Here is a 10750-nt window from a genome sequence, read left to right on the forward strand (position 1 = left end):
CCTTCATGCCGCCGTACTGGGCGACCCAGCGATGCCAGGTCGACTCGGTGATCTCCAGGTGCCGGCACACCTCGGAGAGCTCCTGGCCGGCGCCGAGGAGCTTGTTGCCCTCGGCGAGCTTGCGGATGATCTGATCCGGCGTGTGCCGCCGGCGCTTCTTGGCTGCCATGTCGTCGTCGATTCTTCCTGCCCGAAGATCGGGCATCAGAGTCCCACAACGACTGGACCACTACGAGGGGCTCACCTCAACGTGGCCAACCTGTGCTGGAAGCTCGCGGCGGTACTCAACGGGCTGGCGCCGGAAGAGCTGCTGGACTCCTACCAAGTAGAGCGCAAGCCGCACGTCACCGAAACCACCCGGCGCGCCCGGATGGTCGGGCGAATCATCACCGAACGCAACCGGGCGATTGCCACCGTGCGCAACCACGTCATGCGCATGGTGACGTGGGTACCCGCCGCACGGGCTGCTTCACAACGGTTGATGTGGGTGCCCGAAGCCCGCTATGCCGACGGCTTCTTCTCCACGAGTCGCCATCGCGCCGTCGGATGGCAGGTCCCGCAACCATGGATCACCGACAGCGACGGCGGCAGCACTCGCCTCGACGATCTGCTGGGCGGCGGCTGGGCCATCCTGCACACCGGCGAGCTGCCACCGGGCGCGGACGCGTGGACGGAACTGGGGGTCCGCGCACACCGGATCTCAGACCCCGGACTCGTCCGGTGGCTGCGGAGCCGAAAGGCAGCCACGGTGGTTCTTCGCCCGGACGGATTCATCTATGCCGCAGCCGGATCCAGGAAGCCGCTGCCCGCACCCCCGGACGGCTACACCGTCGCAGCGCGAAATGAGGTAACCGCATGACCGCCATCGAGCTGACCGAACGTACCGTCTCCGTCGCCGGCCGACCGATATTCCTCACCGAGGCCGGCAGCGGCCCAGCGGTTGTGCTCCTGCACGGCGGCGGGCCGGGCGCCACCGGGGTGTCGAACTATTCGCGCAACATCGACGCACTGGCGCGCAACTTCCGCGTCATCGTGCCCGACATGCCCGGTTACGGCCGTTCGGCAAAGCACGTCGACCAGGCCGACCCGTTCGGTTCTCTCGCTGCGACTATTCTCGGGCTGCTCGACGAGCTCGACATCGACGCCGCGCACCTGGTCGGCAACTCCTACGGCGGGTCATGCGCGCTGCGGCTGGCCCTGGACAATCCGGCACGGGTGGGCAAGCTCGTCTTGATGGGCCCGGGCGGCATCGGGACCACCCGCGGCCTTCCCACTCCGGGACTGCGCAGTCTGCTGGCCTATTACAGCGGCGACGGTCCCAGCCGCGCCAAGCTGGAGGCCTTCATCCGTACCTACTTGGTCTACGACGGCGGCTCGGTTCCCGACGACCTGATCGAACTGCGCTACGCCGCCTCCATCGATCCGGAGGTGGTGGCCAACCCGCCGCTTCGTCGCCCCTCGGGACCGACGGCGCTGCGCACGCTGTGGCGGATGGATCTGACTCGCGATAAGCGGCTGAAGGATTTGCCCACGCCGACGCTGGTGCTGTGGGGCCGGGACGACAAGGTCAACCGGCCCGCCGGAGGTCCGCTGCTGGTGAACCTGATGCCCAACGCCGATCTGGTGATGACCGCCCGCACCGGGCACTGGATGCAGTGGGAACGTGCCGAACTGTTCAACCGCATCGTCACCGAATTTCTCGCCTCATGACCACCACCGCGGCGCCCTCGATATTCGGCAACGTCCGTCTGGGCTACGTCGCCATCGAGACGGCACGGTTCGCCGATTGGCGACGATTCGGCCGCGACGCCATAGGCATGCACGTCGACGACGCCCTGCCCGATGTGATGCGGTTTCGGCTCGACGACAACGCGTGCCGATTCCTGCTGCGGCGCGGCCCGGCCGAGGACGTGACGGCGCTCGGCTGGCAACTGGACGACCACAGCAGTTTCGATGAGGTCGCCGCCCGGGTGGCGTTGCACGGCGTGCCGATGGTCGAGGGAACCGCGGAGGAGGCCGCGCTGCGCGGGGTGGAGCGCCTGGCGCGATTCCCCGGCCCCAACGGCCTCGTCCAGGAGATCTTCACCCGGCCGGGTATCGCCGACGTGCCGTTGGAGGCCGCGGTGCGCGGCGGATTTGTCACCGGCGAGGGCGGTATCGGCCACGTCGCCATCACCACCAAGAGGCCTCAGCAGATGCGCGGCTACTACGCCACGGTGTTCGACGCCCGGCTCTCCGATTTCATCGACGAGACGATCAGCGGTGTCAAGGTCAAGATCCGATTCCTGCGGGTCAACCAACGCCACCATTCGGTGGCGATTGCCGCCGCCAACCGCCTGCCGATCAACCCGATTCGCACCCGCGTGCAGCACGTCAACATCCAGGTCGCGGAGTTGGACGACATGGCCGCGTCCTATCAGCGGGTCAAACAGCTGGGTTTCGACATGGCGCTGGGCGTGGGCCAGCACACCAACGACCGTGAACTGTCCTACTACGCGATGACGCCGTCGGGCTTCGAATGGGAGGTCGGCTGGAACCCCCTGATCGTCGACGAAACCACCTGGGCGCCCACCACCTATCAGGGCATCAGCATCTGGGGCCACACGCCCGAAGGCCAGACCGTCATCAACAAGCTCAGGCAATTCGGGGCGGGGGTGGCGTCGCTGCTCCACCGCGAAGACATGGTCGCCGGCCTCTCGGGGGCAGGTATCCCCGACAACTGATCTGTCACCTTCGGCTCGGACTGGCGGTTCGCGGCGAGCGCCGCTGGGGRGATCGTTCGCTGCTGGTCTGAAGACAAATGCTGTGGGGCTTTTTCCTCGGTTCGGCGTCGGTGCCGGTCAGATTCGCGAACCGCTGATTTCAGAGGTTGCGGCACTCAGCGGGTCGTCACGCTTGTGCGGTCCCTGGCGCGCAGGGTCAGCCAACGCTGAAACGTCGTCCGCAAGGCGGCGACCTGCGCGTAACCGCACCATATTGAAAGGCGCCGCTGTCGCGGCGCCGATCAATCAGCTGGCCAGCGAATGCAAGCCTTCGACCTGCTCCGAGGTGTCGCCCTCGACGAGGAAATCGCCGTGGTACAGGGCCTCGAAGTCGACCTTGATGACGTCGGCACTTGAGTCGTCGATCCACATGACCCTGAGCCTATGGGCCGCTATTAAGGAATCATTGAGTCACGTTTCGGGAAATGGTGGCAATATTACTGGCCGGTAGCGTTTGGTGCGGCCGGCGCTGCAGGAGCTGTGTGCGCCTCCGCTGCGCCCGGCTAGGGTGGCTGCCATGAGCGCATCGGACACCCTGGACAACCCGCTGTTCGCCCGGATCTGGACCTTCATGTCCAGCCGCGAGACCGACTGGTTGCGGGACCGCCGCCGGGAGAACCTGGAAGGTCTGTCCGGGCGTGTGCTGGAGGTGGGAGCCGGCACTGGGAGCAACTTCGGCTTCTACCCCGACACCGTGACCGAGGTGGTGGCCCCCGAACCGGAGTCACGGCTGCGGGATGCCGCCGTGTCTGCCGCGGCGGCGGCGCCGGTGCCGATCACCGTGCTGGCGAGCACCGTCGAGGCCCTGGACTCCGGGGAGCGGTTCGACGCGATCGTGTGCTCGCTGGTCTTGTGCTCGGTCGACCGTCCCGATGAGGTGCTGCGCCAGTTGTTCGCACTGCTCAAGCCGGGCGGCCAGCTGCGCTACTTCGAGCATGTCGCCAGCGCCGGGGTGCGTGGCGGGCTGCAACGGTTCGCCGACGCCACCTTCTGGCCCCGATTGTTCGGCAACTGCCACACCCACCGCGAGACCGAGCAGACGATCGCCGCCGCGGGCTTCGTCGTCGGTAGGTCGCGGCGTGGGCATCAATTCCCGGCATGGGCCCCGGTACCGGTGTCGGAGTTCGCGCTGGGCTCGGCCAGCCGCCCGGCCTGAACCGAGTCAGCTCAGCAGGAACGGCAACCGCTGCGCCATCCCCGGCAGGGCTGCCGACGCGGTGGTCTGCAGAAAAACCGTGGCCCGCTCCGACAGTGGCGTCGGCTCAGGATTCACCTGAATGACGGTCTTGCCCAGCTCTAGTGCTCGTTCGGGCAGGCTGGCCGCCGGATAGACCACACCGGACGTGCCGACCACGATCAGCGCATCAGCGGCGTCGATGGCCCCGACTGCTGCGTTCCACGGCTCCTCGGGCAGCTGTTCGCCGAACCACACCACGTCCGGGCGGATCAGCCCGCCACACTCGCACTGCGGCGGCATGATTTCGAGCACGGGCTCAGCCAGCTCCGGCAGCTGCGTGTCGTGCGGTTGTTCGCAGTCCGAGCATCGGAAGGTGAACATCCGGCCGTGCAGATGATGGACTGTGGAGCTGCCGCCGCGCTCGTGCAGATTGTCGACGTTCTGGGTGATGACCTGGACGTCGGCGTGCTGTTCCCAGTCCGCGATCGCGGTGTGGCCCAGGTTCGGCTCATAGCGGCGGGCCAGCTGGCAGCGCCATGAATACCAGCCCCAGACCAGCTCTGGCTGTCGATTCCAGCCGTCGATGCTGGAGACCTCGTAAGGGTCGTATTGCGACCAGAGGCCCTTCTCGTCGTCACGGAAGGTAGGTATCCCGCTCTCCGCTGAGATCCCTGCGCCACTGAACACCACCACCCGCACGCCACCAAGATAGCGGGATACTGGCCGAATGGACTTTTCCGACCTGCTGAAAAACGACGTGCATGCCGACGTGCCGCTGTTCGAGCAGATCCGGGGCGCACTGATCGAGGCGGTCCGGGCCGGGGCACTGCCGGCGGGAACCCGGCTGCCGACGGTGCGCCAATTGGCGAGTCAACTGGGTCTGGCGGTCAACACCGTCGCGCGCGCCTACCGCGAGCTGGAGGCCGGCGGCGTCGTCGAAACTCGGGGCCGGTTCGGCACCTTCGTGGCAAGTAGTGACCCGGCCGATGCAGCTATGACGCAGGCGGCGGGCGCTTTCGCGGCCGCGGCCCACGCGGTCGGTTTGGCCAAGGCCGACGCGCTGCGCTACCTCGACGCGGCCTTCGACAGCGGTGCTTAGCCGAATTCCAGCAGGGACAGTGACGGACGGACCGGATCCAGGAAGCGCAGCCGATAGGCGCTCGAGAGCAAGGTGTTGAACAGCCACCCGCGCCCGGCCGGCAACGGCAGATCGCGCACGGCCCGGATACCGGGCATGGTGTTTACCAGATCGGCCGCTTGGCTCACCGAGAGGTTGAACGGCATCGGTGGCGCCTTGTACCGCAGCGACGTCCATACCCCGCGGCGAATCAGCATCGCCAGCAACGGCGGCGGCACATCGAAGAGCAGCCGCCCGCCCGGGAAGCGGCGGGCGCACTCGGCGATCAGCCCGAGCGACTGCTCAGGCTGCAGGTACATCAGCAGGCCCTCGGCGCTGATGAACACGCCTTTGTCCGGATCGACCTGGTCCATCCAGCTGTAGTCCAACGCGGATTGGGCGCACACCGAGATCTGCGGCGACGCCGGCAGCAGCCGGGCGCGGATGTCGATGATCGGCGGGAGATCGACGGTGAGCCAGCGGAACGCGGCGTCGGGCACGCTCGCGCTCACCCGCCAGAAGCTGGTCTGCAAACCCTCGGCCAGGGCCACCACGGTGCCCGACGGGTGCTGGCGCAGAAATTGGCGGGTCTGCTCATCGAAGGCCAAGGCGCGCAGCGCGATGTCCTGGCGCGTCGGCCCGAATTTCGCGAAGTCGAAGTCGATCGACTCGGCCAGGCTGATCGCCATCGGGTCTTCGATGATCCCGTCGGGACGGCGGGCCTCTCTAGCCCGAGCGTTCAAGGTCAGCAACGCGGTTTCGGAGACCCCGGTCAGGGTGACTTTGTGTGCCTGGCTCACGCCTGCGACCTTACCGGTGTGCGGCTCAGCGCAGCATTTTGTTCAGCGTGCGCAGGTTGCGGGTGGTGGTGGCGGATTTGTACCGCTTGTTGCTCATCGTCTTGCCCACAGCGCTGGTCAGGGTGTCGCCCTTGGGGATCTGCCAGTACATCACCCCGCCACCGGGGGCGATCTTGTCGTCGGCATCTGCTGCCAGTTTCGCCAATTCGGTCAGCGCCGCGTCGTCGGCGACGAACGTGACATAGGAGTGCACGCCTGCGACCTCAGGTTCGAAGGGATACGCCGCCACGATGTCGCGCACGGTGTTTACGTCGTAGACCAGCACCCAGGCCTCATAGCCGAAGCGCTTCCGCAACGCTGCCTCGGCGGTCGCGCGCACCGCCGCGGCATCGGCGGGCGAGTCCAGCAGCACGTTGCCGCTGGCCAGCAGGGTGCGGACCTCGGAGAATCCGGCAGCGGTCAGCGCGGCAGCGACCTCGGCCATCTTGAGGTTGACCCCGCCGACATTCACGCCGCGCAGAAACAGGGCATACCGGGTCATGAGACGGCCTCCAATCGGTGGAACAACGCTGGCAATAAGCGGACACGTCGGTAGGCTTCGATCATGGGACGCCAGGTATTCGACGACAAGTTGCTTGCGTTGATCAGCGGGAACTCGCTCGGCGTCTTGGCCACCCTCAAGAAAGACGGACGCCCCCAACTGTCGAACGTGAAGTACTACTTCGACCCGCGGTCGCTGGTGGTGCAGGTGTCGGTCACCGAACCGCGGGCCAAAACCCGCAACCTGCGCCGTGACCCCAGAGCGTCGCTGCTGGTCGATTCCGACGACGGCTGGTCTTATGCCGTCGCCGAGGGAGATGCCCAGCTGACGCCGCCGGCCGCTGCGCCCGATGACGACACCGTCGAGGCACTGATTGCGTTGTACCGCAATATCGCCGGGGAGCATCCGGACTGGGACGAGTACCGCCAGGCTATGGTGACCGACCGCCGCGTGCTGGTGACACTGCCGATCCAGCACCTCTACGGCATGCCGCCGGGAGTGCGCTGAACATCTCCCACCGGTATGCCCGGCGCTGAGCTAGGCTCCCGGGTATGCCCGAATCAGATTCCGCCGCAGACGAGAACAAGCGCAAGTTCCGGGAGGCGCTGGAGCGTAAGAAGGCGAAGGCGGCGGGCGGCTCCGACCATAAGGACGGCGGCGCCAAGCAGTCGCGGTCGCACGGACCGGTGGAGAGCCGCCGGGAGTTCCGCCGCAAGAGCGGCTAGTTCGGGCAGTTACTGCACCGGGCAGGCGTATTTGCGGGCCACGTCCATCAGCCGCTGGTCCGCTCCGGGCCCGACGACTCCTTGTGCCATGAGTTCCCACCCGATGAACCCGGGAAGTCCGCCCTCGCACGCCTGATGCGCTACGCGCCAGGCGGTGTCGGGGTTGAGGTTGAACCCGTTGCGCTCCAGGCCTTGCATGTACGTGTCGAACTCCGGGGTGCCCTGCTCCGGTATCGCCCCGGCCGTGGCGGCCAGGGCTACGGCGGAAACCACCGCGGTGAACAGTGCTGCCGCTACACGTCTCATGGTCCTTCTCCTGCAGGGGTGCGTTCGCTGGATATGGCCTCTACCGTTGCACACGCCACTGACACAGACCACCGGAAGGTTTTGGTCGGCTGGGGTGGACCCCACGGGTCGACCAGGCCTCTACAGGTGAGGGCGGGCCGCCGGCTACAGGTCAGTTCGCGGGCGCCGGGGGAGTTCTTATCGCTGCGGACGGTCTTCACCAGCGGTGACGTTCTCGGTCGATGTCATCTTGTCGACGCGTCCAGGTGTCGTCGGTGTCCTTGGAGCCCCCGTCGGTGCTGCACGTCGGACGCTCACCGAGTAGGACGTTCCGTCGCGAGTCGGCGTCGGTGTTTCCGTTGGCGTGCTGGGTGACGTGCTGTCTGCCTCGGTGCAGGCAGGGTACGGCTTCAGCGTGCGGTGCCGGCAGGAGTGTCAGCCCTGCGGTGGTAAGCGCTAGGGCGGCAATAGCTCTGAGCATCTGGTGGGCCTCTTTCGGGCTCATGGGTGTGCCCGCGATTGTGAACCGTGGGTCCGACAAGCGTCGGAGGTTGCCCAGGCGCGGCAGGGCTCGGGTCGCCAAACGCGATCAGCTAGCATCCAGGCCGAGTCGAGCTTTGGGGTGGATGATCGAGGAGGCCGGCCAGACCAAGCGGGATGGTTAGCCGCATCCGAGGAAAATCGACGGCAGCTCTATCTTGGTGCAGGGTTGCGGTACCTGCTGGGCCGCGGGGCAGAGCGTGGCTACTTCGACGGATGGGCGTAGACGGTCATGAAGCGTTTGCTTACCGGGTTGATTCTGACGGTCATGGCCGCTGTCGCCATTACGCCGGCTGCGGTCGCTGGCGCAGATCCGATTGAGCCGTATTGCTTCGATGCCCGGTTGTGCTCTGACGATTTCGGGAGCCGGACCTACTGCCCGGAAAGCGGTAGCTGGGTCGGCCCGTTCGGGACCTGCGCTTCGCTCAACACCGGCCCGTATGCACCCGGTGGTTTGAGGCCGAACCAGAGCATCTGGGATGACGAAGACCCCGAGTGAGTGCAGACCGGCCATGACCAACTGTGCGCTCCCCCAAGGGGGCTTCAGGTCGAATGCGCCTATCTCCGTGGTTGCGGTCCTGGGGGTGCGGGACCGGTCCGAAAAAGCGGGACGGCAGTGTCACGCATTCGAGGATGGCTACCATCTCTCTCAGTGGAGTAACGCGGACGTTGGACCGTCCGCTCCTTGTCGAGAGGTGGTTGGTGACTCCGAAACTCTGCCTCACTCAAGACCCCGAGGCTGACGAGCTGCTCTCGGGAGACCCGTTCGCGCTGCTGGTCGGAATGCTGCTCGATCAGCAGATTCCGATGGAGGTCGCGGTCGCCGGCCCGCAGAAGCTCGCGCAACGGATGGGCGGACTGGACCCGCACGACATCGCCGCGCGCGACCCTGAAGAGTTCGCCGCAGTGTTCGCTGAAAAGCCTGCGGTGCACCGGTTTCCGGGTTCGATGGCGGGCCGGGTTCAAGCGCTCGCCAAAGCAGTGGTCGATCAGTACGGCGGCGACACGACCGCATTGTGGACCGCCGGTGAGCCCGACGGCGCCGAGGTGTTGAAACGCCTCAAGGCACTGCCCGGCTACGGGGAGCAGAAGGCCCGGATCTTTCTGGCCCTGCTCGGCAAGCAGTACGGCGTGACCCCGTCGGGGTGGCGGGAGGCTGCCGGGGCATACGGTGAGCCTGGGACACACCTGTCGATCGCAGACGTCGTGGACGCGTCGTCGTTGCAGCAGGTGCGGTCCACCAAGAAGGCCCAGAAATTGGCTGCGAAACAGGCCCAAGTCAGTAAGGGAAAGGCGACGACATGAAAACTCACCTGAACTGTCCGTGTGGCGAGGCGATCGTCGGCAAAGACGAAGACGATCTGGTCGACCTGACCCAGAAGCACCTTGCGGATGCGCATCCCGGCATGAACTATGACCGGGACGCCATCTTGTTCATGGCCTACTGACGCCGACGTCGGGTCCTGCGGCGCAGGACCATCACGACGGCCGCGATCAGCACGATCACCGGCAGCCAGGGCAGTAGGAAGCCTGCGACCGAGACCAGGCCGTGGGTGAACGACAGCAGGGCATGCCAGCCGTGGCGAACCGACGCGACGAATCCGGGTGCGGTCGACTCGAACTCGGAGGCCAGCGAAACGGTGAGTGTCGCGTAGCTGATCTGGTCGCCGAGTTGGGTGCGCTGCGCCCGCAGGCTGTCGAGGTCGGCCTGCCGTGACGTCAGCTCCTTCTCGGCCTGCAGCAGATCGGCCGTGGTGGAGGCGGACTTCATCAGCGAGGTCAACCGGTCCACCGACGCCTGCAAGGCAGCGACCCGCGCATCGAGGTCGACGCGCTGCCCGGTGACGTCGTCGTGCCGCAACGCGATCGACAAGACATCCCCGAGTTGCTTTGCGCCGTCGAGGAACTCATCGACCTTTGCTGACGGTATGCGCAGGGTCAGCTCGGCGGTGTGGGAACGACCCGGGGCCGTGCTTTCGGTGCGGTCATCGACGCGGCCGCCGAGCCCGGTGGCCAGATCGATGAGCCGGTCCACCGACCCGCCGACGTCGGTCACCGCGATGTTGAGGCTGCCGGTGGTCACGACATCCCGTTGCACGGTTTGATTCGGCGGGCTCATCGGCGCCGGCGCGGACACCGCGGCATCCGACGGCGACCGTTCCGCCGAGTTCCGGCCCCCGGCGCAACCGCTCATCGCCAGGACCAACATGGCAGCCAAGCCGATCAACAACGTCCACGTCGCCGACGTGCGGGGGACGGTCATGGCCACAACCTTATCGCCGCTCGGACCGGGGTCGACGCGCAGAATCAGCTGGTCAGGGCACCACGGTGGAGCCGATGGTGGGCAGGAAGTTGCACTGGTGGTCCTTGGTGCTGACCTGACCGAAGATCGTCGACATGATGCTGCCCGAACCGGTGTCGACGATCGCCGTCAGCGTCGTCGGCCCCTCGGGGTTGATGTCGGTGCGCGGCTGCAAGGTGGCGCTCCCGGACTTGCCGGTGGTCAGGTTCACCCACGTGACGTTCAGCGGCAGCTTCTGCGTCTCGGCCGGGCCGGGGGTTCCCATGGCGGTGAACACGTAGGCGGTCTGGCCGGGCTTGGGGCCGGGGGTCGGAATCGTGGCCGGGCCGGCCACCGACAGCGCAGTGGCGATGACGTTGCCGCCGTCGGCCTGGCAGTTCTGGCCGATGGAGGGGTACATGAAGTCCTGGGTCGGCGGGGCGTCGGGGCCGAATCCGGGAGTGGCCGCCGTGGCAGCCGTGGCCGCGTCGGGTGCCGGGGCGATGAAGGCGGCTTCGGGGG

18 protein-coding genes are annotated in these 10750 nt (G+C 66.8%); 9 read left to right on the plus strand and 9 right to left on the minus strand.

Annotated features, from left to right (window positions below):
• On the minus strand, positions 1–169 hold a 169-nt coding region (locus tag EJK91_RS20705; protein ID WP_164518052.1), incomplete at its 3' end, for a transposase.
• An 81-nt stretch (positions 170–250) separates the two neighbouring features.
• On the opposite strand from EJK91_RS20705, the gene EJK91_RS20710 reads away from it, so the two are divergent.
• The 3 genes from EJK91_RS20710 to EJK91_RS20720 are packed head-to-tail and all read left to right on the plus strand — an operon-like array spanning position 251 to position 2723.
• Positions 251–859 (plus strand): FAD-dependent monooxygenase, encoded by a 609-nt coding sequence (locus tag EJK91_RS20710; protein ID WP_206430456.1) that lies wholly within the window; start codon positions 251–253, stop codon positions 857–859.
• Positions 856–1710: an alpha/beta fold hydrolase gene (locus tag EJK91_RS20715; protein WP_125079847.1), complete on the plus strand. Its 855-nt coding sequence runs from the start codon at positions 856–858 to the stop codon at positions 1708–1710. The genes EJK91_RS20710 and EJK91_RS20715 overlap by 4 nt, the downstream gene beginning before the upstream one ends.
• A complete protein-coding gene (locus EJK91_RS20720) occupies positions 1707–2723 on the plus strand; it encodes a VOC family protein (RefSeq protein WP_125079848.1) in 1017 nt (338 codons plus the stop codon). The genes EJK91_RS20715 and EJK91_RS20720 overlap by 4 nt, the downstream gene beginning before the upstream one ends.
• A gap of 285 nt (positions 2724–3008) precedes the next feature.
• On the opposite strand, the gene EJK91_RS23060 is transcribed toward EJK91_RS20720, so the two are convergent.
• Positions 3009–3134 (minus strand): hypothetical protein, encoded by a 126-nt coding sequence (locus EJK91_RS23060; RefSeq protein ID WP_255341877.1) that lies wholly within the window; start codon positions 3132–3134, stop codon positions 3009–3011.
• A 145-nt stretch (positions 3135–3279) separates the two neighbouring features.
• On the opposite strand from EJK91_RS23060, the gene EJK91_RS20725 reads away from it, so the two are divergent.
• A complete protein-coding gene (locus EJK91_RS20725) occupies positions 3280–3918 on the plus strand; it encodes a methyltransferase domain-containing protein (protein ID WP_125079849.1) in 639 nt (212 codons plus the stop codon).
• A gap of 6 nt (positions 3919–3924) precedes the next feature.
• On the opposite strand, the gene EJK91_RS20730 is transcribed toward EJK91_RS20725, so the two are convergent.
• The gene (locus EJK91_RS20730) at positions 3925–4638 is read right to left on the minus strand and encodes an SIR2 family NAD-dependent protein deacylase (protein ID WP_125079850.1); all 714 of its coding nucleotides are present in this window, start codon (positions 4636–4638) and stop codon (positions 3925–3927) included.
• Positions 4639–4666: 28 nt separating this feature from the next.
• Between EJK91_RS20730 and EJK91_RS20735 the strand changes: the two genes are divergently transcribed.
• On the plus strand, positions 4667–5038 hold the full coding sequence (locus EJK91_RS20735) for a GntR family transcriptional regulator (protein ID WP_125079851.1): 372 nt from the start codon (positions 4667–4669) through the stop codon (positions 5036–5038).
• Here the strand turns inward: EJK91_RS20735 and EJK91_RS20740 are convergent.
• Positions 5035–5856 carry a class I SAM-dependent methyltransferase gene (locus EJK91_RS20740; protein ID WP_125079852.1) on the minus strand — a complete coding sequence of 274 codons (822 nt, stop codon included), beginning with the start codon at positions 5854–5856 and terminating at the stop codon, positions 5035–5037. The two genes, EJK91_RS20735 and EJK91_RS20740, sit on opposite strands and share 4 nt — an antisense overlap.
• A 25-nt stretch (positions 5857–5881) precedes the next feature.
• Positions 5882–6397: a DUF1697 domain-containing protein gene (locus EJK91_RS20745; protein WP_024441162.1), complete on the minus strand. Its 516-nt coding sequence runs from the start codon at positions 6395–6397 to the stop codon at positions 5882–5884.
• Positions 6398–6460: 63 nt separating this feature from the next.
• On the opposite strand from EJK91_RS20745, the gene EJK91_RS20750 reads away from it, so the two are divergent.
• Together EJK91_RS20750 and EJK91_RS20755 are read left to right on the plus strand one after the other, a co-directional pair.
• Entirely contained in the window at positions 6461–6904 is a 444-nt protein-coding gene (locus tag EJK91_RS20750; RefSeq protein ID WP_024441163.1) for a PPOX class F420-dependent oxidoreductase, read from the plus strand.
• 44 nt (positions 6905–6948) lie between these two features.
• Positions 6949–7122, plus strand: a complete 174-nt coding sequence (locus tag EJK91_RS20755) for a DUF5302 domain-containing protein (RefSeq protein ID WP_125079853.1) — start codon at positions 6949–6951, stop codon at positions 7120–7122.
• 9 nt (positions 7123–7131) lie between these two features.
• On the opposite strand, the gene EJK91_RS20760 is transcribed toward EJK91_RS20755, so the two are convergent.
• Positions 7132–7428 (minus strand): hypothetical protein, encoded by a 297-nt coding sequence (locus EJK91_RS20760; RefSeq protein WP_024441164.1) that lies wholly within the window; start codon positions 7426–7428, stop codon positions 7132–7134.
• A gap of 196 nt (positions 7429–7624) precedes the next feature.
• On the minus strand, positions 7625–7912 hold the full coding sequence (locus EJK91_RS23215) for a DUF7199 family protein (protein ID WP_444850841.1): 288 nt from the start codon (positions 7910–7912) through the stop codon (positions 7625–7627).
• Between the two features lie 737 nt (positions 7913–8649).
• Here EJK91_RS23215 and EJK91_RS20765 point away from each other — a divergent pair.
• Positions 8650–9252, plus strand: coding sequence for an HhH-GPD-type base excision DNA repair protein (locus tag EJK91_RS20765; RefSeq protein ID WP_241178771.1), 603 nt, complete (start codon positions 8650–8652; stop codon positions 9250–9252).
• Complete coding sequence (locus tag EJK91_RS20770) at positions 9249–9395, plus strand: DUF1059 domain-containing protein (RefSeq protein ID WP_081654466.1); 147 nt, start codon at positions 9249–9251, stop codon at positions 9393–9395. The genes EJK91_RS20765 and EJK91_RS20770 overlap by 4 nt, the downstream gene beginning before the upstream one ends.
• Here EJK91_RS20770 and EJK91_RS20775 read toward each other — a convergent pair.
• Positions 9389–10210, minus strand: coding sequence for a DUF4349 domain-containing protein (locus tag EJK91_RS20775; RefSeq protein WP_125079855.1), 822 nt, complete (start codon positions 10208–10210; stop codon positions 9389–9391). The genes EJK91_RS20770 and EJK91_RS20775 overlap by 7 nt on opposite strands.
• Positions 10211–10262: 52 nt before the next feature.
• Positions 10263–10750: Rv1157c family protein (locus EJK91_RS20780; protein ID WP_444850842.1), on the minus strand; the 488-nt coding region annotated here is incomplete at its 5' end.

It is taken from the genome of Mycobacterium sp. P7213 (assembly GCF_900604305.1).
Classification (GTDB): Bacteria; Actinomycetota; Actinomycetes; order Mycobacteriales; family Mycobacteriaceae; genus Mycobacterium.

Bases quoted from the DNA above. Each gene is read 5' to 3' on its own strand.
- EJK91_RS20720 (WP_125079848.1), top strand. From the start codon at position 1,707: ATGACCACCACCGCGGCGCCCTCGATATTCGGCAACGTCCGTCTGGGC.
- EJK91_RS20770 (WP_081654466.1), top strand. From the start codon at position 9,249: ATGAAAACTCACCTGAACTGTCCGTGTGGCGAGGCGATCGTCGGCAAA.
- EJK91_RS20735 (WP_125079851.1), top strand. From the start codon at position 4,667: ATGGACTTTTCCGACCTGCTGAAAAACGACGTGCATGCCGACGTGCCG.
- EJK91_RS20750 (WP_024441163.1), top strand. From the start codon at position 6,461: ATGGGACGCCAGGTATTCGACGACAAGTTGCTTGCGTTGATCAGCGGG.
- EJK91_RS20775 (WP_125079855.1), bottom strand. From the start codon at position 10,210: ATGACCGTCCCCCGCACGTCGGCGACGTGGACGTTGTTGATCGGCTTG.
- EJK91_RS20725 (WP_125079849.1), top strand. From the start codon at position 3,280: ATGAGCGCATCGGACACCCTGGACAACCCGCTGTTCGCCCGGATCTGG.
- EJK91_RS20745 (WP_024441162.1), bottom strand. From the start codon at position 6,397: ATGACCCGGTATGCCCTGTTTCTGCGCGGCGTGAATGTCGGCGGGGTC.
- EJK91_RS20755 (WP_125079853.1), top strand. From the start codon at position 6,949: ATGCCCGAATCAGATTCCGCCGCAGACGAGAACAAGCGCAAGTTCCGG.
- EJK91_RS23060 (WP_255341877.1), bottom strand. From the start codon at position 3,134: ATGTGGATCGACGACTCAAGTGCCGACGTCATCAAGGTCGACTTCGAG.
- EJK91_RS20760 (WP_024441164.1), bottom strand. From the start codon at position 7,428: ATGAGACGTGTAGCGGCAGCACTGTTCACCGCGGTGGTTTCCGCCGTA.
- EJK91_RS23215 (WP_444850841.1), bottom strand. From the start codon at position 7,912: ATGAGCCCGAAAGAGGCCCACCAGATGCTCAGAGCTATTGCCGCCCTA.
- EJK91_RS20715 (WP_125079847.1), top strand. From the start codon at position 856: ATGACCGCCATCGAGCTGACCGAACGTACCGTCTCCGTCGCCGGCCGA.